General features: G+C 71.5%; 16 protein-coding genes. 5 read left to right on the forward strand and 11 right to left on the reverse strand.

Translation table 11 applies throughout. The features are described from left to right. Positions 1-94: 94 nt before the first annotated feature. On the reverse strand, positions 95-1,363 hold the full coding sequence (locus ACZ5C2_RS02560) for an LCP family protein (RefSeq protein WP_468785677.1): 1,269 nt from the start codon (positions 1,361-1,363) through the stop codon (positions 95-97). 120 nt (positions 1,364-1,483) lie between these two features. On the opposite strand from ACZ5C2_RS02560, the gene ACZ5C2_RS02565 reads away from it, so the two are divergent. Then, on the forward strand, positions 1,484-2,041 hold the full coding sequence (locus ACZ5C2_RS02565; RefSeq protein WP_468785679.1) for an acyl-CoA thioesterase: 558 nt from the start codon (positions 1,484-1,486) through the stop codon (positions 2,039-2,041). Positions 2,042-2,058: 17 nt separating this feature from the next. Here the strand turns inward: ACZ5C2_RS02565 and ACZ5C2_RS02570 are convergent, their stop codons facing one another. Then, complete coding sequence (locus tag ACZ5C2_RS02570; protein WP_468785681.1) at positions 2,059-3,519, reverse strand: LCP family protein; 1,461 nt, start codon at positions 3,517-3,519, stop codon at positions 2,059-2,061. Between the two features lie 128 nt (positions 3,520-3,647). Between ACZ5C2_RS02570 and ACZ5C2_RS02575 the strand changes: the two genes are divergently transcribed. After that, positions 3,648-4,685 (forward strand): glycosyltransferase family 2 protein, encoded by a 1,038-nt coding sequence (locus ACZ5C2_RS02575; protein ID WP_468785683.1) that lies wholly within the window; start codon positions 3,648-3,650, stop codon positions 4,683-4,685. Between the two features lie 56 nt (positions 4,686-4,741). On the opposite strand, the gene ACZ5C2_RS02580 is transcribed toward ACZ5C2_RS02575, so the two are convergent. The 5 genes from ACZ5C2_RS02580 to ACZ5C2_RS02600 all read right to left on the reverse strand — a co-directional run bounded on the left by ACZ5C2_RS02580 (position 4,742) and on the right by ACZ5C2_RS02600 (position 12,350). After that, positions 4,742-6,325 (reverse strand): LCP family protein, encoded by a 1,584-nt coding sequence (locus ACZ5C2_RS02580; RefSeq protein ID WP_468785685.1) that lies wholly within the window; start codon positions 6,323-6,325, stop codon positions 4,742-4,744. Positions 6,326-6,485: 160 nt separating this feature from the next. After that, entirely contained in the window at positions 6,486-8,141 is a 1,656-nt protein-coding gene (locus ACZ5C2_RS02585; RefSeq protein WP_468785687.1) for an LCP family protein, read from the reverse strand. 77 nt (positions 8,142-8,218) lie between these two features. Next, positions 8,219-9,991, reverse strand: a complete 1,773-nt coding sequence (locus ACZ5C2_RS02590; RefSeq protein ID WP_468785689.1) for an LCP family protein — start codon at positions 9,989-9,991, stop codon at positions 8,219-8,221. Positions 9,992-10,234: 243 nt separating this feature from the next. Beyond that, positions 10,235-11,440, reverse strand: a complete 1,206-nt coding sequence (locus tag ACZ5C2_RS02595; RefSeq protein ID WP_468785691.1) for an LCP family protein — start codon at positions 11,438-11,440, stop codon at positions 10,235-10,237. A gap of 148 nt (positions 11,441-11,588) precedes the next feature. Then, positions 11,589-12,350 (reverse strand): TIGR03089 family protein, encoded by a 762-nt coding sequence (locus ACZ5C2_RS02600; RefSeq protein ID WP_468785693.1) that lies wholly within the window; start codon positions 12,348-12,350, stop codon positions 11,589-11,591. A 129-nt stretch (positions 12,351-12,479) separates the two neighbouring features. Here ACZ5C2_RS02600 and ACZ5C2_RS02605 point away from each other — a divergent pair, with 129 nt between their 5' ends. Both ACZ5C2_RS02605 and manB read left to right on the forward strand, forming a co-directional pair. Continuing rightward, positions 12,480-13,949, forward strand: a complete 1,470-nt coding sequence (locus ACZ5C2_RS02605) for a peptidoglycan recognition protein family protein (protein WP_468785695.1) — start codon at positions 12,480-12,482, stop codon at positions 13,947-13,949. A 97-nt stretch (positions 13,950-14,046) separates the two neighbouring features. After that, entirely contained in the window at positions 14,047-15,129 is a 1,083-nt protein-coding gene (gene manB, locus ACZ5C2_RS02610; RefSeq protein ID WP_468785697.1) for a mannose-1-phosphate guanylyltransferase, read from the forward strand. A gap of 352 nt (positions 15,130-15,481) precedes the next feature. Here manB and ACZ5C2_RS02615 read toward each other — a convergent pair whose 3' ends face one another. The 4 genes from ACZ5C2_RS02615 to ACZ5C2_RS02630 form a co-directional block, all read right to left on the reverse strand. Beyond that, positions 15,482-16,483: a DNA-3-methyladenine glycosylase family protein gene (locus ACZ5C2_RS02615; RefSeq protein ID WP_468785699.1), complete on the reverse strand. Its 1,002-nt coding sequence runs from the start codon at positions 16,481-16,483 to the stop codon at positions 15,482-15,484. 82 nt (positions 16,484-16,565) lie between these two features. Continuing rightward, positions 16,566-17,882 (reverse strand): coenzyme F420-0:L-glutamate ligase, encoded by a 1,317-nt coding sequence (locus ACZ5C2_RS02620; RefSeq protein WP_468785701.1) that lies wholly within the window; start codon positions 17,880-17,882, stop codon positions 16,566-16,568. Further along, positions 17,879-18,862 carry a 2-phospho-L-lactate transferase gene (gene cofD, locus ACZ5C2_RS02625; RefSeq protein WP_468785703.1) on the reverse strand — a complete coding sequence of 328 codons (984 nt, stop codon included), beginning with the start codon at positions 18,860-18,862 and terminating at the stop codon, positions 17,879-17,881. The genes ACZ5C2_RS02620 and cofD overlap by 4 nt, the downstream gene beginning before the upstream one ends. A 41-nt stretch (positions 18,863-18,903) precedes the next feature. Then, positions 18,904-19,401, reverse strand: coding sequence for a cysteine dioxygenase (locus ACZ5C2_RS02630; protein WP_468785705.1), 498 nt, complete (start codon positions 19,399-19,401; stop codon positions 18,904-18,906). 715 nt (positions 19,402-20,116) lie between these two features. Between ACZ5C2_RS02630 and ACZ5C2_RS02635 the strand changes: the two genes are divergently transcribed. Then, positions 20,117-20,380, forward strand: coding sequence for a WhiB family transcriptional regulator (locus ACZ5C2_RS02635; protein ID WP_356042746.1), 264 nt, complete (start codon positions 20,117-20,119; stop codon positions 20,378-20,380). Positions 20,381-20,482 lie beyond the last annotated feature (102 nt).

Raw genomic sequence — 20,482 nt, forward strand, 5'->3', positions numbered from 1 at the left:
CGGCGAGGGTGAGTGGAGAGAAAGACCAACCACACGTAGCGCGTCGTCCCCCCCCCCCCCCCCCCCCCCCCCCCCCCCCCCCCCCCCCCGGGACTCAGTCGCCCTTGACGGTGACCTTCTCGTCGTTGTTCAGCTGGTTCACCAGCTGCTTCACCTTCGCCTTGTCCCACAGCAGGTTGCCGCCGCTGCTGCCCGCGAGCGGCATGTTCATGCTGGTGCCCTCGCCTCCGGTGACGCCCTTCATCGACCAGAACATGTCGGCCAGGTCGAACAGGCCCATGTCCTCGTCGACGATCAGGGAGTCCAGGCCGGCGCCCATGGTCGGGTACAGCTTGAAGGGGTTGAGGACCGTGCCCGGCGTGGCCACCTGGCCGGCGAGGGCCGAGAGGAACTTCTGCTGGTTCTTCGTACGGTCCAGGTCGGAGCCGGGCAGCGCGTACCGGGTGCGCACGAAGGCGAGGGCCTCCTCGCCGTTCAGGGTCTGCTTGCCCTTCTTGAAGTCGGCGCCGGACTTGGTGTCCTTGATGTCCCGCGGGATGTCCATCTCCACCCCGCCGACCGCGTCCACGATGTTCGCGAAGCCGGCGAAGCCGATCTCCACGTAGTGGTCGATGTGCAGTCCGGTGTTGAACTCGACCGTGCGGACCAGCAGTTCGGGCCCGTCCTCGGAGTAGGCGGCGTTGAGCTTCACCTGGCGGCCGGTTCCGGGATAGGTCTTGCCCGACTCGGAGCCCTTGAAGGACGGGATCTCGACGTTCGAGTCACGGGGCAGTGAGATGAGGGTCGGGCCGTTGCCACCGGTGTGCAGGATCATCACCGAGTCGGTGCGCTTGCCGTCGGCGGACCCGGTGTGCAGCTTCTTCTTGTCCTCGGCGGTCATGCCTTCGCGGCTGTCGGAGCCGACGATGAGGTAGTTGGTGCCCTCGCCCTTCTCGGGCCGGTCGATGACCTTGGAGAGGTCTACGTCGCGGTTGAGCTTGGAATCCGCCCAGAAGTACGTGCCGACGGTCGTCACAACCAGCACGGTCACGACCGTGATCGCCGTCCATTTGGCGCGGCGCCGCCAGTCCGGTGCGGGACGCTGCGGACCGTAGCCGTCACCGCCGGGGCCGCCACCGCCGGGCGAGCCGTAGACCTGGCCGGTGTTGTAGCCGCTGTCGTACTCGCCGGGGCCGTGGCCGCCGCCGTCCACGTACGACGGCTGCTGCGGGACGCCCCCGTACGCACCCTGCCCGGGAGGGGCCGCCGCACCGCGGCGGACCTGCCGCATGACACGGGCGCTCTCGGGCTGTGCGCTCGCGCTCCCGCGTCCGTAGCGGCTGCCGCGGTTGTCGTCGGACCGTGCCTCGGGCCAATCAGTCATGGGAGACAGTGTGCAGGTCCGAGCGGTGCGCCATACAAGGGTCGTCGGAAAATCAGAGCAGCGCTGTTGCGAAGCTGACACAAAACAGGGCGGTCCCGACCTCGGCATAAGGTGGAGTCCATGACAGACCAGGCCCCAGCCGCAGCAGCGGAGAGTCCGGACATCCCGGGCAAGTCCATCGCGGCGTCCCGTACGACCCTCAGCCACATCATGACCCACAGCGACACCAACCTTCTGGGCACGGTGCACGGTGGGGTGATCATGAAGTTGGTGGACGACGCCGCGGGCGCCGTCGCCGGACGGCACTCCGGAGGGCCGGCCGTCACCGCTTCCATGGACGAGATGGCCTTTCTCGAGCCCGTCCGTGTGGGTGACCTGGTTCATGTCAAAGCTCAGGTCAACTGGACCGGCCGGACCTCGATGGAGGTCGGCGTGCGGGTGTTGGCGGAGCGCTGGAACGAGTCCACGCCGGCCACTCAGGTCGGCTCGGCGTACCTGGTGTTCGCGGCCGTCGACGCCGACGGCAAGCCGCGCCGGGTGCCGCCGGTGATATCGGAGACCGAGCAGGACAAGCGCCGCTACCAGGAGGCCCAGATCCGCCGCACCCACCGGCTGGCCCGCCGCCGGGCGATCATGGAACTGCGGGAGAAGCGGGCCGCCGAGGGGTTCGACGACTAAGACGACTAAAGGGCCTGTCAGGAGCAGCTCACCTCGTCGCCCCGCACCACCCCGAACTCCCCCCGGCCGGGGTCCTGAGCCCGTACCTTGCGGACCTTCTCGAAGTCGGCGCCCGCGATCACCTTCAGTGTGGCGCCCTGGCCCTTCACGGCGCGCAGTTCGCTGCCGGGGAGGGCCGCCGCGAGGGACGTGGCGGAGCGGTCCCAGCGGGGGTCGTAGGCGACGACCGTGCGCCGGGCGTTCTGCTCGGGGGCGTTGGCCGGGGTGCGGGTGGTACGGAAGCCGGTCGCCGCCAGTGCCGCGTCCACGCGCCGGCCGAGGCCCTCGGACCGGGTGCCGTTCTCGACCTGCACGCGGATCTGCCGGGGGTCCACCGGCACCCGCTGTGCCGCGTCGGGCGACCGGCTCCCGGAGAGCGGCTGGTCCCGGCGGAGCGCCTCGAAGATGTGCCCGGACTTCTCGGTGTCCCACTTCAGGGTCGAGCCGACACCCTTCACGGCGTGACCCATCTTCGCGATCGGCACCGTCGTGAACTCGGAGGAGGAGGGCGAGAAGTCGCGCATCGCGCGGCCGAGGTCCAGCAGTTCGCCGGTGCCGAAACCCTTGTCGGCGCGGACCGAGCCGAGCACCGCGCGGGTCACGTCGCGGAACTTCATCGGGTTCAGCAGGATCCCGGAGGAGGTGGCGCGGTCCACCAGCGCCGCCATGAAGTGCTGCTGGCGCTTCATCCGGCTGAGGTCGGAGGTGCCGTCGACATGCCGGGCGCGGACGTACTGCAGGGCCTCGCCGCCCCGGAGGGTGTGCCGGCCGGCCGGCAGGTCGAGGCCGGTGTGGCTGTCCTTCAGCCGGCGGTCGGTGCAGATCTCGACGCCGCCGACCACGTCGACGGTCTTCATGAAGCTGGCGAAGTCGACTTCGAGGTAGTGGTCGATCTTCACCCGGGTCATCCTCTCGACGGTGCGCACGGTCAGCCGCGGCCCGCCCTCGGCGTACGCCGCGTTCAGTTTGACCGGGTGCCCCCTGTGCTGTTTCCCGCTCACGCGGTCGGTGTGCGGAGGTGTCTCGGCGTAGGAGTCGCGGGGCAGGCTGACCACGCTGGCGCGGTCCCGGTTCTTCGAGATGTGCACGATCATGATCGTGTCGGTGCAGTGGCAGGGTGCCCCGCCGAGCCGGTACTTCTCCCTCTCCGCCTTGCCGATCTCCTCGCGGCCGTCCGTTCCGACGAGCAGGATGTTCATGCCGTGGCCGGCCTCGGGGCGGTTCTTCATGTCACGGAACGGATCGACCCGGGTGATGCCCTCGTCGAGGCCGCTGAGCACCGCGTGTCCGATTCCGGCGGAGGCGAGCACCACGACCGACAGTGTGGTGACCGTGCGCAGGGTCCAGTGCGGCTTCCGGCGCGGGGGCGGCGCGGACCGGGCACGCGGGGCGGGCTGGGGTGTGGTGCGGGGCCGGGAGGACCGCGACGGCGTGGGCAAGGGGGCACCTCCGGACGACGGCCGTGCGTGGGATCGTGAGCACCGTAGGCCGATACGATCTGCGGCCCGGTGCACAGCCCCCCGGCGCGCGCACCGGTGTCCCCCGTTCGCGGTAACGTGAGCCTCCTATGAACGCCAATCCCGACGTGCGGCTCCCCGCCGTTTCCGTGATCATGCCCGTCCTCAACGAGGAGCGGCATCTGCGTGGCTCGGTCCGCGCGATCCTCGCCCAGGAGTACGCCGGCGAGATGGAGGTCGTGATCGCCCTCGGTCCGTCCACGGACCGCACGGACGAGATCGCCGCCGAGCTCGTGGCCGAGGACTCGCGGGTGCACACCGTGCCCAACCCGACCGGCCGCACCCCGGCCGCCCTGAATGCGGCGATCAAGGCCTCGCGCCATCCGGTCGTGGTCCGCGTCGACGGGCACGGGATGCTCTCCCCGAACTACATCGCCACCGCTGTGCGGCTCCTGGAGGAGACCGGCGCGCAGAACGTCGGCGGCATCATGCACGCCGAGGGCGAGAACGACTGGGAGCACGCCGTCGCCGCCGCGATGACGTCGAAGATCGGTGTGGGCAACGCCGCCTTCCACACCGGCGGCGCGGCCGGTCCCGCCGAGACCGTCTTTCTCGGTGTCTTCCGGCGCGAGGCGCTGGAGCGGCAGGGCGGTTACAACGTGGAGTTCATCCGCGCCCAGGACTGGGAGCTGAACTTCCGTATCCGTGAGGCCGGCGGGCTGATCTGGTTCTCGCCGGAGCTGAAGGTGTCGTACCGGCCCCGCCCGAACGTGCGGGCGCTGGCCAAGCAGTACAAGGACTACGGCCGTTGGCGGCACGTGGTGGCCCGGTACCACTCCGGCTCCATCAACCTGCGCTACCTCGCCCCGCCGGCCGCGGTGTGCGCGATCGCGGCCGGGATCCTGGTGGGAGCGGTCCTCACGCCGTGGGGCTTCGTGGTGCCCGGTGGCTACCTCGCGGCGATCGTGGCGGGGTCCATACCGGCCGGCAAGGGGTTGCCGCTCACGGCTCGGCTGCGGATTCCGGTGGCGCTGGCCACCATGCACATGTCGTGGGGCTGGGGCTTTCTGACCAGTCCGCGCTCACTGGCGAGGAAGGTCATCGCCTCCCGGCGTCCCGCCGTCCACGCCGACGCGCCGGCCGCCTGACACGTCACTGGTGAACACGAGGGGCTCCTTCCCGGCCGGGAAGGAGCCCCTCGTGTTCACCAGGTGTAGGCGGGGTTGACGTGCATGCAGGCCTCGTCATCGGCCCCGTTGAGCGCCTCGGCCGACTCGGGGACGGTGTTGTCCTCCTCGGCCGCCCGGTACCGCGTGCCCTCGCGCCAGTCGGCGCCCACCACGACGGTGACACCGGACACGTCGGTGGACCGTTTCACCTGGCTCGCCGGGACGCCGAGGACGTCGGCGACGCGACGGGCGTCGCCCTCCAGGTCGGCGCTCGGGTAGTGCACCACCGTCCGCTTCTCGCTGAGGGCACCGGTCGTGTCGGCGGTCGCGGCCGTGAAGCCCCGCTCCCGCAGCGCCCCCGCGACGGTGCTGGTCCGTCCCGGTGCGGCCGCCAGGGTGTCGGTGAGGGTGCCATTGCGCACCTGCACGGCGATCTCGGCGTCCGCGGCGGCCGGGTCTGTCGGCCCCTTCGGCGCCTCCGGCTCGGCCTGCGCCGGCTTCGCGTCCTTGCCGTCGAGGGCGATGTCCTCGCGCACCAGACGGAACAGCTTCTCGGCGTCCTCGGTCGGCTCCACGCGGGCGCCCACGTACCGGTTGGGCATCGTGGTCATGGTGATGCGTTCCGGCTTCACCCGGCGCAGCTCGGTGCTCAGGTCGTACAGCTTCTTCACGGTGTCGAGCCCGGGGTCGACGGTGAGCGCCTCGGTGGCCTGCTCGGCCAGTCTGCGCAGCTTGCCGGGGCTGCTCAGGGTGGCGTTCTCCCGCAGTTGGCGGACCAGCGCGTTCATGTACATGTGCTGGGCCTCGGCACGGGCGAGGTCGCTGCCGTCCTCGAAGCCGTAGCGGGTGCGCAGCCACTGCAGCGCCTGCTCGCCCTTGACGGGGTGGGTGCCCTTCTCCAGTTTCAGCCCGGAGCCGTGCCCCTGGCTGTCGCGCGAGTGGATGTTGGCGTCGACGCACACCGGGACACCGCCGACCGCGTCGGCCATGGCCACCACGCCCGCGAAGTCGACCATGACGAAGTGGTCGACGTGGATGCCGGTGAGTTCCTGCCAGGTGGCCACGGTGCAGCCCGGACCACCGTGTCCGAGGCTCTGGTTGGTCATCGTGCGTCCGTTGCTCGCCGGGTACACCGTTCCGTCGTCCGGGTCGGTGCACTTGGGGATCTCGACCAGGGTGTCGCGCGGCATGCTGATCACGGACATGTTGGTCCGGTCGGCGGACAGGTGCACCAGCATCTGCACATCGGCGAGCGGGGTGGAGCCGAACGTCTCGCGGGCGCCGCCGAGTTGCTGGTTCTCCTCGGAGTCCCGCGCGTCGCTGCCGATGAGCAGGATGTTCAGCGGGGTCTGTCCGGCCGCGTTCGGCGTCGGCTCGGCGACCTTGTTGTCGCCCAGGTTCAGGGCTTCCTTCTTGATGTTGCCGTTCAGCTGCCGGTAGTAGAGGTAGCCCGCTCCGGCAGCGCCGACTATCAGCAGGGCGAGAACCGCGGCCGACCACTTGAGCAGCCGGCGTGCGCGTCGCGGGCGGGCGCCGCTGCCGCCGGCGGGCGGGCCCTCGTCCGGGCCCGGCTCGTGCTCCTCGTCACGGAGCGTCTCCCGCGTGGCGTTCTGCGTCACTGCCCCCGCCCTTCCCACCCCTGGACACTCCTCGCTTCGGCCGGCAGGCACCTCCTGCGTCCTGTTAGACGCACGACGGGCCCGTCAGTTGCCCCGGGATCCGCGGCGACTTCAACGAATTCCGGTGGCCGGGAGGCGTCCTCGTGGCCTCCGCGGTGGGTCACCAGCGGTAGGGCTTGTAGACGTCCATGCAGGCGCCCGTCTCGGAGCCGTTGAGGGCGTCGGCGTCCTTCGGCAGGTCCCCGGCCCCGGGCGGCGACTGCCGGGGGTAGGCCGTGCCCTCGCGCCAGTCCCCGCCGACGACGACCGTGACGCCCGAGACGTCGGCGGACCGCCCGACCGAACTCATCGGGATGCCCAGCACCTTGGCGACCCGCTGGGCGTCGCCCTGCATCTCGGCACTCGGGTAGCGCACGACGGTCCGCGCCTCCGCCAGGGCGGCGGTGGTGTCCGGCGCCGCCCGTGTGAAGCCCTTAGCGGCCAGTGACCCGGCGATCGCGCCCGCCCGGCCGCCGACCGGGCCGAGCGTCGTGGACCGGGTGGCGTTCTGCACCAGGATGCCGATCTCGCCGTCCGGTGCGGACGGGGCCTTCGAGGGTGCCTTGCTCTCCCCGGACGGCGTCCCGTCCTTGCCGTCCTTGCCGCCCTTGCCGTCGAAGGGGACGTCGTCACGGAGCAGGGCCCACATCCGCTCGGCGTCGGCATCGGCCGGGAGCAGATGGTTGCGGTTCTGCGGATCCTCGACCGTGGGCAGGGTCGTCATCGTGATGCGGTCCGGCGGCACCGTCTTCAGCTGCGTCCCCAGGTCGTACAGCTCCTTCACCGAGCCGATCTCCTCGGAGACCTTCAGCGACTTGGTCGCCGCCTCGGCCAGGTCCGTCAGACGGCCGGCGTCGGTGAAGACGTTCTGGTCCCGCAGCGTGCGGATCATCGAGTTCATGTACATGCGCTGCGCCCGGGTGCGCAGGATGTCGCTGCCCCAGGCGTGCCGGGTGCGCAGCCACTGCAACGCCCGCTCGCCCTCGACCTCCTGGGACCCGGCCCTCATCTTCAGGCCCGAGCCGCCCGGCACACCGGGCAGCGGACGGTCCCACACGTTCTGGTTGACGCAGACCTCGACACCGCCGACGGCGTCGGCCATGGTCACCACGCCGGCGAAGTCGATCGTCATCCAGTGGTCGATGTAGACGCCGGAGAGGTTCTGCCAGGTGGCCAGCGTGCAGCCGGCGCCGCCGCGGCCCAGGGAGGTGTTGATGATGTCGTTGGCCGCCGGATAGGTCTGCCCGGTCTTCGGATCGGTGCACCGGGGAATGTCGACCCGGGTGTCGCGCGGAATGCTCACCACGGCCGCGCTCTTACGGTCCGCGGCGAGGTGGATCAGCATCTGCACATCACCCAGTGGCGGGTTGCCGCGGGTGTCCCGGCCGCCGCCGAGTTCGACGTTCGCGGCGGAGGCCCGGCTGTCGGAGCCGATCAGCAGGATGTTGAGGGGCGTCTGCCCGGCCGCGTTCGGCTCGGCCCTGCGTGCCTTGGAGTCGCCGCTGCTGCGCTCACCCTTCTCCAGGTTGCCGTTCAGATGCTCGTAGTACAGATAACCGGCTCCGGCCGTCCCGAGTATCAGTACCGCCAGGGTCGTCGCCGACCAGCGCAGCGCACGCCGCCCCCGCCCGCCCGGTGGCCGGCCTCCGCGTCCTGGCGGGCCGTCGTCACCGTCCGTGGAGGGCCGTCCGCCGGGGCGGCCTCCCTCAGGGGGACCGGGCCGGCGCGGGGCGTTCCCCGGCCGTGTCCCCTCCCCGTGCACACTGCTCCGCGTCATCGTCCGGTCTCCCCACCCCTGCGCACGAGACGGACCCGCCCGCTTCCCGCAGGACGCGCGACGGGCCCGTCAGGTCACTACTTCGCGCACTCCACCTTGTCCGCCGTGGACTTCTCGATGTCGTCGGGTGCCTTGTCCGGCGGTGTGAGCGAGACCCCGGCGCCCTTGTAGTCCTTGCCGAGGGTCAGCGTCATCGCGGGCACCCCCTGGGAGTTGGTGACGCTCTCGCCGGGCTTCAGCGCCGATCCGGACAGCCCCATGACGTCGGCCAGCCGGCGTGCCTGGTCCGCCTGGTCGGGGGCGTACTCGAGGGTCGTTCTGCTCAGTTCCCCGGGCGCGTTGCCCGCGTTCTCCGACTTGGTGACGCCCTGCTGGACCTGGAGCCAGCTGAGGGTCTCCTGCGCGCTGCCCCCGGGGGCACCGCCGTTGAGGATCCGGACACGGACCTCGGAGGCCGGTGCCTTCGTCCCCTTCAGCCGGGCGGCGACCGCCGCCTTCTCCTGCTTCTTCTTCTGCTTGACCTCGGTGAACGACACGTCGTTGCGGATCAGGTCGAAGACCTCCGGGGCCTTCGCGTCGTTGAGCACGACGGTCGCCTTCACCTTCTCCGCGGGGTTGTCGAGCACCGGGACGGTGGTGAAGGTGAGGTTCTTGACGTCGAGCTTGCCCAGTTCCATGCCCAGGTCCTTGAGCTTGTTGATGCTGTCCAGCTGGGAGTCGACGGTGAGCGCCTCGGTACCCGCCTCGGCCAGCTTGATCATTTTCGACGGGCTGGTGAGCGTGTCGTTCGACTTCAGTTTGCGCATCAGCGCGCTCAGGAACTGCTGCTGCAGCCCGATCCGGCTCAGGTCACCGCCCAGACCGACCGAGTGCCGGGTGCGTACGAACGCCAGCGCCTGCTCGCCCTCGATGGTGTGGGTGCCCTTGGGCAGTTCCAGATGCGAGTCCGGGTCGTCTATGTCCTTGGCCAGACACACCTCGACACCGCCGACCGCGGACGTCAGCGTCTTGACGGCGTTGAAGTCGGCCACCATGAAGTTGTCCGGCTTGATCCCGGTCATCTCGGTCACGGTCCGCATGGTGCAGCTGGGCGTACGGCCGCTCTGGCCCAGGCTGGTGTTGAAGCGGACGCCCGCGGAACCCGGGATGACCTTCTCGGTGCCGTCCTCCTGCTCCGTCGGGCAGTCGGGGACGTCGACTATCAGGTCACGGGGGATGCTCAGCGCGGTCGCGTTGGAGCGGTCCTTGGCGACGTGCAGCAGGATCGTGGTGTCCGCGTGCCCCGCGCTGCCCTTGTCGCCGTAACCCTCGTTGCCCGAACCGGTGCGCTTGTCGGTGCCGATCAGCAGGATGTTGATCGCCTTGTCCTTGCTGAAGCCACCGGTGCTGGCGCCGTCGTCGGAGACGGAGGTGATGTTGTCGTTCAGGTGCTCCAGATACAGATAGCCGCCCACGCCGGTGGCGAGCACCACGAACGCCATGGTGCCGCCGGTCCACAGCAGAGCCTTCTTCACCTTCGACTTCTTCGCCGGCCGGCGACCGCGACGCCCGGGCGGCTCCTCCGGCGCGCCCCGGCGTCTGCGCTGCGGCGGCACCTCCCGGCCGGGTGTCTCCGGGCCCGGCTCCCCTTGGCCGGGGCGCTCGGGCGACCGGCCCGGTGACGCCGAACGGCCGCGCGGAGCTCCCGCGCCGGGACTGCCCGGGTCGGAGCCCGGGCTACGCGGGCCGGGGATCGGCGACTGCGGTGCGGAAGGGCTCAGTCGCAGTTCGTATTCGCCGGTATCCGGATTGAGTACCCACTGGTCTGCGGGATCGATGTTCTCTCCCCGCCCACGGCTGTGCGCGTCCACGGTCGCTCGAATCCTCCGTCGGGGCCACGCGGCGCCTTTCCCCTCCCAGGCGCTCGGGTCTCGGTCACACAGTGCGGGATCTCAGGACGGGCCTGAAGGAACGGGCGCACCGGAGCGCTCACACTAACGGTCCTGATCGGCCCAAGGCGACGCCGGTGACGAATTACACGTCCTCACAAGGGGGCAATTCACTCATTTTCCTGGACAAAGGTTCGCGGCCCCGGAGTTGGTTTGGGGCAGCCTTTACGCGCAGGTGTCCTCGGCGGCGGTGTTCCCCGGATACGTGGGGGCGGGAGATGCGGCCCCGGACGGCTCTCCGGACTCCGTATCCGTGGTCTTTTCGTCACGGTCCGTGCCGACCGCCACAGGCCCGTCCGTGCGCAGCCGCTCGAACAGTTTCTCCGCCGCGGGCTGCGCGAGCTGGTCGCGATTGACGTCGCCGGTGTAGGACTCCCGCGGCACGGTGAGGAATTGCACGTCTTCCGTGGGGATCTCGCGCAGCCCGCGTACGAGTTCGTACAAACCCCGCAAGCTGGCCAGCTCCGGGTCGGTCGTGAGCGACGAGGTGGCCGCGTCCAGAACGGGATACAGCTTCACCGGATTCAGCAGAACGTCATTGCCGCGCACCTTGTTGACGAGCGCGCCGAGGAACCGCTGCTGCCGCTCCATCCGGCTGGTGTCGCTGCCGTCACCGAGGGTCTTGCGGGCCCGGACATAACCGAGCGCCTGCTCCCCGGTCAGCGTCACCCGGCCCGCCGGAAGTCTCAGCCCCGCGTCCTTGTCGTCGATGGGCTCGCGCAGGCACACCTCGACGCCGTCCACCGCGTCCACCATGTCCTTGAACCCGTCGAAGTCCACGACCACGTGGTGGTCGACCCGGATGTCCGTGAGCTTCTCGACGGTGCGGATCGTGCAGGCGGAACCGCCCACCTCGAAGGCGGAGTTGAACAACGCGAACATCGGTTCGGACCGTGACCCGTCGGGGCGGAGGCAGCCCGGTACGGCCACCATCAGGTCCCGGGGTATCGACACGGCGGTGGCGCTGCGCCGCCCCGCCGAGAGATGCAGCAGGATCGCGGTGTCCGAACGCTCGGTTCCAGGGTCCCGTCCGTATCGGCCGTTCTCCGTCCCGGCGCGCGAGTCGGAGCCGATCAGCAGGATGTTCCGGGCGTCCTTGACGAGCGCGGTGGGCCGGTCCTCGTCGAACCGCGCGAGTTCGGCGGCCGCCGCCTCGTCCGGGGTGATGTTCCCCTCCAACTTCATGTACACCGCCCACCCGGCACCCGCGGCGGCGACGAGTACGACGGCGACCGTGAGCCCCGTGCCGCGTGCCCAGCGCCGCCGGCGGCGACGGACCCGGCCCCGTCCGGTGGGCGAGGAACCCGTACCCCGGCCCGGGGCGGGTTCGGCCCTCGACTGTCCGGAGGGCGTGCCTGCGGTGTCGCTCATGGCCGGGTCCACCCCTCACTGCGCACGGGACCAGGACGGCGTACGGGTGTGGTGCGTGCCGTTGTCTACGACGATGGCCCGGGGTGCGGGGCGCGGCAGGTGTTGGTGCGCCGAACGGGGGACGGCCAAGGATCGCCGGAAGGCGGTGCTACCGGGCGATGACCGTTACTCGCTCACTCTCCACCCGCTTGTCCAGGGCGTCCTCCCCGAGACGGTCCAGGTTCCGGCACAGGACCACGGAGCCGCCGGTCGCCAGCGGTCCGTACAGCCCCGTGCGCAGGCCCTCCCAGGTGTCGAACGGCAGCCCCGACAGGACGCGCGAGGCCGGTCCGGTCAGGCCGAGTTCCGGCGCCTCGGCCCGCGCCCGCTCGACCACCTCCGCCCCGGTGAACTCCCGGCCCGCCACGATCAGCGCCGGATCCTCCGGGTCGACGGGCGTGTACGGCACGAACCGGTCGGCCTGTCCCGGCACCTCCACGGCGTAATCGGCGAAGCCCTCCGGCGGCTGCGGGAAGCGTCCGCCGAGCGGCCTGAGCGCCAGCGCCATCCGGGAGCCCGGGCAGGCCCGCGCGGCCTCCAGCGACTCCGGCTCCGGACCGCTCACGGCCACGTCCGCCGCCGCCGGGTCGCCGGCCACGTCCGCGACCACGCCCACCGACGCGCACGCCAGCAGCCAGACGGCCGTCTGCCAGTGCGCGGGCAGCAGCAGGGCCACCCGGTCGCCGGGTTCGACCGACAGCTCGTCCTGGAGGAGGTTCGCCGTTTTGGCCACCCAATTGGCGAAGGTGGCCACGGACAATTCGACACGTTCGCCCGTGGCATCGTCGTAGAAGGTCACCAGGGGGCGTCCCGGGTCCGCGGCGAGCGCGGAACTCAGCAGGTCGGCAGGGGTGCGGTCGGTGGCGTTCACCCACGCAAGGGTACGCGGCCCCGTTCCCGCGCACTGCCCGCGCGGTACACCGGTTCGGGGGAACCGGCTCCGACAGTCCGTCAACTCCGCGATGGACAAGAATGTCTGATTATGTCCAAGCTCGGGAGCATGCGTGGAATCCTGGCTTCCTCAATCGGTGTCACCTGCGCCGCCGCCCTCGCCCTCCCGCTCGCTCCGCCCGCCGCCGCGGCGGACACGAGACCGGCGCCGACGGCAGAAGCGGCCACGCGCACAGCGGTGACTGCCCCGTCCGACGTCCCCGGCAGCACCCAGTCGCTGCCCCTGCGACCGCTCGCCCACGACCGTGTCTCCGGCGCCGCCGTCCTCGGCCTCGCCCCTCGGGCCGTACGGCACTTCTCCCTCCTCGGCGTCATCTGGGACGACCCCGCCGCCGAGCTCCACGGCCGCGTCCAGGTCCGCACCCGCGCGGCCACCACCGGTGGCTGGTCCGACTGGCGGGACGTCGAGACCCGCTACGCCGACCACGCGGCCGACCCGGGCTCCCCCGAAGCCGCCTCGGGGCGGGTGCGGGGGGCCACGGCGCCGCTGTGGGTGGGGGCGTCGGACGGTGTGGAGGTACGGGTGCGGCCGGAGCCCGGGGAGTCCGGGGGATCCGGGGAGCACGGGGAGCACGGTGGGCACGGGGAACCCGAGGGGGACTCGGGGAGCGGCTCCGGGGCTGCCGACTCCGGGGCTGCCGACTCCGGGGCCCGCGGATCCGGGGCGGGGACCGGTGAGCCGGCGCTGCCGGCAGGGATGCGGCTCGAGCTCGTCGACCCCGGGGACGCGGACGCCGCCGCGAACGGCCGTGCGGCCCCCGTGGGTGCCGACGCGACCGCCGCCTCCGCGGCCAATACCGGGCTGGCGTCGCTCGGCGCCACCGAGATCCCGGCGCTGAACGCCGAGCAGACCCGGCAGGAACTCCTCACCCCGCGCGGGTCCGAACCGAACGGACAGCAGCGCGCCAAGCCGTACATCGGGCCGCGTCCCGCCATCGTCACCCGGCGCGGCTGGGGAGCGAACGAGAGCCTGCGGGAGAAGAGGTTCACGTACACGAGCAAGGTCAAAGCCGCCTTCGTGCACCACACCGCCTCCGGCAACAACTACAAGTGCTCGCAGGCTCCTTCGCTCATCCGCGGTTTCTACCGCTACCACGTCAGGAGCCTGGGCTGGCGGGACATCGGCTACAACTTCCTCATCGACAAGTGCGGGAGGATCTACGAGGGCCGGGCCGGGGGAGTGGCGAAGCCGGTGAAGGGCGCCCACACCATGGGGTTCAACACCAACACCACGGGCATCGCGGTGATCGGTTCCTACGGGTCCAAGAAGCCGTCGAAGTCCGCCGTGAAGGCCATCTCCCGGCTCACCGCCTGGAAGCTCGGACTGCACGGCATGAATCCGCGCGCCAAGACATATCTGACGTCCGGCGGTGGCAATCTCTACCGAAAAGGCAAGAAGGTGCGACTGAACGTGATCTCCGGTCACCGGGACGGGTTCAACACCTCGTGCCCTGGGGGGAAGCTGTACAAGAAGCTCGGCACCACGCGCTCCACGGCGGCCCGTTACCAGGGTCGCTGAGGCGGGCCGGGCATCTCCTCCTGCCGGGGAACGGTCTGCATACACTGGCCGGCCGAAAGACAGTTCGGCCGGTCCCGGCAGGAAGCAGAGACGACAGGTGACAGAAGCGATCCTCCTGGTCGGCGGCAAGGGCACGCGGCTGCGCCCGCTCACGGTGCACACGCCCAAGCCCATGGTGCCGGCGGCCGGGGTGCCCTTCCTGACGCACCAGCTGGCGAGAGCGAGAGCGGCGGGCGTCGAGCACATCGTCCTGGCCACGTCCTATCTGGCCGAGGTCTTCGAGCCGTACTTCGGTGACGGGGCGGCGCTGGGGCTGCACATCGAGTACGTGACGGAGGAGGAGCCGCTCGGTACGGGCGGCGCCATCCGGAACGTCACCTCCCGGCTGCGCTCGGGACCGGACGAACCCGTACTGATCTTCAACGGTGACATCCTCACGGGGCTGGACATCCGGGCGCTGGTGCGGACGCACGAGACGACGGGCGCGGACGTCTCGCTGCACCTCACGAAGGTGACGGACCCCCGGGCGTACGGACTGGTCCCTACGGACGACACGGGGAGGGTGCTCGCCTTCCTGGAGAAGCCGCAGACACCGGAGGAGATCGTCACCGACCAGATCAACGCGGGGGCGTACGTCTTCCGGCGCTCGGTGATCGACACGATTCCGGCGGGGCGGGTGGTGTCGGTGGAGCGCGAGACGTTCCCGGGGCTGCTCGCGGCCGGGGCGCATCTGCAGGGGATGGTCGACTCGACGTACTGGCTGGACCTGGGGACGCCGGCGGCGTTCGTGCGCGGCTCGGCGGATCTGGTGCTCGGCCACGCGCCCTCGCCTGCGGTGCCCGGGCGCTGCGGCGACCGGCTGGTGCTGCCCACGGCGACCGTGGCGCCGGACGCGAAGCTCGCGGGCGGGACGGTGGTGGGCGAGGGCGCGTTCGTGGCGGAGGGCGCGCACGTCTTCGGCAGCACGATCCTGCCGGGGGCGGTCATCGAGCCGGGCGCGGTCGTCACCGACTCGCTGATCGGGACGCGGGCGAGGGTGGGCGAGCGGTCGGTCCTCACCGGCACGGTCATAGGCGACGGCGCGACCATCGGCGCGCACAACGAACTGCGGGAGGGCGTCAGGGTGTGGTGCGGCGCGACCATCCCGGCGGGCGCGGTCCGCTTCTCCTCGGACCAGTAGGAGACGCCTACGGCCCCCCACCCCGCCCGCCGTACCCGCTCCCGCCCGCCGTACCCGCTCCCGCCCGCCGCTCCCGCTCCCGCGGGCAGTCGTGCCGCACGCGACGGATCCCGTCCACCGCCGCCCACCCCGCCCACCCCGCCCGCTCCCGCTCCCGCTCCCGCGGGCAGTCGTGCCGCTGGGGCGGCACGGGTGGGCGCGACGGCACCCCGCAAGCGCCGGGTCGCGCAAACGTCCCCGTCCGGCAGCAACACCGGCGCCCTCGCGAGCGCCGGGCCGCACGACCCATGGGCCACACCAACGCCGGGGAGCCCACCAGGCGGGTGGGACAACCCACGCCCGGCCCGCCGCCTCACAACCGCCCGATATCCCCGTACGGCATCCGCGGAGCCCGCCGCTCCGGAACCCTCCCGCTCAGCAGAATCAACCGTGCTGCCCGGTGCCGCTGCCCCGCATACGGCTCCAGCAGCGACAGCATCACCGCGTCATCCGCATGCCGGTCTCCCGCGAGCGCCCACCCCACGATCCCCGGCAGATGCAGATCCCCCACGGTCACCGCATCCACCGCCCCATGACTGCGCTGCACCGTCTCCGCCGACGTCCACGGCCCGATCCCCGACACCAGCTCCAACCGTTCCTGCGCCGCCGCCGGATCCATCCCCACCGCCTCCTCCAGCCGCGCAGCGACCCGCACGGCCCGCAGCACCGCCGACGCCCGCTTGTTGTCGACCCCGGCACGGTGCCACTCCCAGGACGGGATCAGCGCCCAGGTGCGCGGCGGCGGCATCACCGACATCCGCTCCGGTGCGGGCCCGGGCGCCGGCTCGCCGTACGTGCGTACCAGCAGCCGCCACGCCCGGTACGCCTCACCGGTCGTGACCTTCTGCTCCAGGATCGACGGGATCAACGACTCCAGCACCAGCCCGGTCCGCGTCAGCCGCAACCCCGGCCGACGGTGCTTCACCAGCGCCAGCAGTTTGTGCCGGGGCACGAAGGCGGACGGGTCGTCGCCGGCCCCGAGCAGCTCCGGCAGGTGCTCCAGGAGCCACTCCGCGCCCGGCCCCCACGCCTCGCCCCGGACCTCACCGGACCGCCGCGTCACCCGGAGCGTCCCCGGGCCCGCCGGCGTCAGGCTGGCCCGCCACACGGAGCCGTCCGGAAGCGCCCGGAACGTCGGGTCCCCGGGTCCGCGCCGCAGCGGCCCGAGCACCAGGCCGAGGTCCAGCGGGCCGTCCGGCACCCAGGTCCGTACGCGTGCCGGAGCCGGTGCCCGGCGGGCGGCTCCCGAGGGCAGGGCGACATGGCCGCCGCGCACTGTCGTACGAGTCGGGCGGGGAGCGAAACGTCCTGCCACGAGCGGATCCCAGGGGTGGAGGTGAAACGGAGGGCCGTCGCTGAGGAGGCCCTCCAAGAGGGTAGGCGCCCGCGCGCGCTGCTCACCGCACCTCGATGAAGGTGCCCGCCTCCCGCTCGGGCCGCGCGCGTGGGTCCTCGGCCGGGTGGCCCACCGCGACCGCGCCCATCGGATCCCAGCCCGCGGGCAGGTCCAGGGCCTCGCGGACCACGTCGCGGCAGAACATCGTCGACGACACCCACGCCGAGCCCAGCCGCTCCCCGGCCAGCGCGACCAGGAAGTTCTGGACGCCGGCGCCCGTGGCGACCACGAACATCTCCCGCTCCGCCCCGTCCCGCCGCGCGTCCCCGTAGGTGTGCGAGCCCTCCATGACCAGACAGGGCACGACCAGGTAGGGAGCGCCCCGCAGGACGTCGCCGCGGCGGACGCGCTTGGCGATGGACTCCTCCGTCTTGCCGTCCCGGCGCAGGTCCGTGATCCACGCCTCCCGCATGGTGTCCAGGAGACGGGTGCGGGACTCCGGGGACTCCAGCAGGACGAAACGCCACGGCGTGGTGTGGTGCGGGGCCGGTGCCGTCACCGCGGCCGCCACCGCGCGGTGCACCGCGCCCGGGTCGACCGGTTCGTCCGTGAAGGCCCGCACCGTACGGCGCTGGGTCACTGCCTGGCGTACCGCCTCGGAGGTGCCCAGGCGGAACATGTCGTCGCGCGCGCCGCGCACCATCGCCCGCGCGCCCTCGCCGTCGTCGGCCCCCACCAGGTGTGGCAGACCACGGACGACGGCCACCGGAAGCCCGGAAGCCTTGCCCTTGACCAGGTCCCCCGCCGCGGCGAGCTCGTCCGCCGTGGCGACGACCGTGGCGCCGAGCGGATTGCCGTACGCGTCGGTGCCGCCGCGTAGATCGTCCAGGACCCGCACGCCCGCCGCGCCGATCGCCACGTCGGTCAGCCCCGCGCGCCACGGGCGGCCGAAGGTGTCGGTGACGACCACGCCGACCCCGACGCCGAGGATGTCGCGCAGGCCCTCGCGGATCGCCCGCGCGGAGGCGTCCGGATCCTCGGGCAGCAGCAGGACCGTGCCGGAGGGGGTGTTGGAGGCGTCGACGCCGGCCGCGGCCATGACCAGGCCCTGCCTGTTCTCCACGATGCGCAGGGGACCGCGCCGGGCCACCACGCGTACCGTCTCCGCGTCGATCGCGGCCTCCCGGTCGGCCGCCCCGACGATCCGGCCCTCCGCCTTGGAGACGATCTTCGAGGTGACGAGGAGGACGTCACCGTCGGACAGGCCCGGTTCGGCGGCAGCGATCAGCTTGGCCAGGTCGTCGCCCTGGCGGATCTCCGGCAGGCCCGGCACGGCCCAGACCCGGTATCCGCCCGGTGCCGGAGGCGTGCCCCTCATACCGTCCGCACCTCCTCGGCCAGCGTCAGCGCCTCCCGCGCCATCCGCGCGGCCGCGTCGGTGTCGGTCATCATCAGCGGTACGGCCCGGCAGCGGATCCCGGCCGCCTCGACGCGCTCCACACAGGCCGCGTCGACGGTGTCGACCAGCCAGCCGTCCAGCAGTCCCGAGCCGTAGTGCTCGGCCACCGCCGGAGCCGTGGACTCCACACCGACGGCCGCGAGGACCTTGTCCGCCATGCCGCGCACGGGCGCGTCCCCGACGATCGGCGACAGGCCGACCACCGGCACGCCCGCGTCGGCGATGGCCTCCCGGATGCCGGGCACGGCGAGGATGGTGCCGACCGAGACCACGGGGTTGGACGGCGGGAAGAGGATCACGTCGGCGCCGGCGATCGCCTCCAGGACACCGGGGGCCGGCTTCGCGTGCTCCGCGCCGACCGGCACGACAGCCTCGGCCGGTACCGAGGCCCGCAGCCGTACCCAGTACTCCTGGAAGTGGACCGCCTTGCGCTCGCCGGGCCCCGCGGTGGAGCCGCTGTCCGGCAACGTGACGGCCACATGGGTCTCCACGCGGTCGTCGGTCATCGGGATGAGGCGCACGCCGGGCTTCCAGCGGGCGCACAGCGCCTCCGTCACCGCGCTGAGCGGGTACCCGGCACTCAGCATCTGCGTCCGCACGATGTGCGTGGCGAAGTCCCGGTCGCCGAGCCCGAACCACTCCGGGCCGACGCCGTACGCCGCGAGTTCCTCCTTCAGGCGGAACGTCTCGTCGGTCCGCCCCCAGCCCTGCTCCTCGTTGATACCGCCGCCGAGCGTGTACATCACCGTGTCGAGGTCCGGGCAGACCTTCAGCCCGAAGAGGTGGATGTCGTCCCCGGTGTTGCCGATGACCGTGATGTCCGCGTCCGGCACGGCCTGCTTCAGACCGCGCAGGAAACGGGCACCGCCGATGCCGCCTGCCAGAACCACAATGCGCATGGGGCCATCCTCGCAGGCCGCTACGACATCCCGTCAGGAAGTCACCGGGCCGGCGCCGTGTGCGCCTCGCAGTGCGGGGTCGTGTGCATGGGCATCTCGGTCAGGCCCGGGTAGTAGATGTGCAGGCTGACCGCGGGTTCCAGCGCGTCGTTGACGACCTCGTGCACATAGCCGGGTGCGAACACGTGCTGGGCGCCGGCCGTCAACGCGCGCGTGCCGCGCTCCGTGCGCTCGGTGAGTGCGCCGCCCAGGACGGTGAGCACGCCGGACGAGCGGCCGTGGTCGTGCAGCCCGCTGCCCTGGCCGGGCACCCAGGACAGCAGCCACACCTCGTAGCCGGGGCCCGTGCGCAGCCGGTGGTACCAGCGGCTGGTGGCGTCGTACTCGACGAGGTGCTCCCACTGGGAGCGGTCCGCGGCGATGGAGCGGGCCAGTCCGGCGAACTCGGCGACGGTGGCCGGGTGCTCGCGCGGGGGCTGGAGCAGGTGCGGGACTTCGAGGATGTCGCCGGCGATCTGGAGGTCGCTGTCGCTGTTCATGGGTGCGGAGGTTCCTTGGCGGAGAAGCGGTGGGGGAGCGGGTGTCGCGGCGCGTGCGCCCGGATCACGGGCGGCGGCGAGGGTTGCCCTGGTGGGAGCGAAGGAAACGGCGGCCGAGTCGCGTGGACTCAGCGGTGGCGGGAGCGCGTTGGGCTCAACAGCCGGAACAGCGACAGCTACAGCGAGCGCGGGCAGCACCGAGGGACCCGGCGGAGCGGGTCGGGGTGAGTGCCGGATTCGCGAGCATGCCCACAAGGACAGCGGTTCACTCGTGCACTGTCAACTCGACGCCCGGTTTGTGGGACATGGTTCACCTCATCCGGTTCATCTCGCAGGCGAAAGGTTTGCTCAATCGTTTCCCGGGACACAAGGTGCGCACGGCCGGGCGCCGTGCGCGCCGTTGCGATCCCGTGATCACAATGTGATCCGGTTCGCTTCGTCGCGGGTGTCGCAACGAGATCGATCTCCTGGGCGTCTTCCCTGGAGAGGCTCTGTGGGGGACTGCAATCCCTCATGGGTCCCGGTGTGTGTCAAGGTTTAGGGTGATTTGAACACTTTCTGCTTTGCCTTGGTTCCGCAGAGTGAATAAGGGGCCCAATAGCAGATCTCGGCTTGACTCGCCCGGAGCAGCACACTTGTAATTTCACTCGTGTCGTTCAGCCGGAATCGGTAACGGCTGGATCACGGGGACGTGAAAGACGGACGAGGGGCGCACATGACCGAGCTGGTGCAGCAACTGCTGGTCGACGACGCGGACGAGGAGATCGGCTGGCAGGAGCGCGCGCTGTGTGCCCAGACCGACCCCGAGTCCTTCTTCCCCGAGAAGGGCGGCTCGACCCGGGAGGCCAAGAAGGTCTGTCTCGCCTGTGAGGTCCGCTCCGAGTGCCTCGAGTACGCCCTCGCCAACGACGAGCGCTTCGGCATCTGGGGCGGCCTGTCCGAGCGCGAGCGGCGCCGGCTGAAGAAGGCCGCCGTCTGACGGACGACGCCTACCGCCGTATGCCGCCCTCCCCGCCGTACGTCCGGCGGACCGCTCCGGCTCGGCTCCGGTAACTCACCCGTGCGCGCCTCATCTCGAGGT

It is taken from the genome of Streptomyces sp. NPDC031365 (assembly GCF_055569765.1).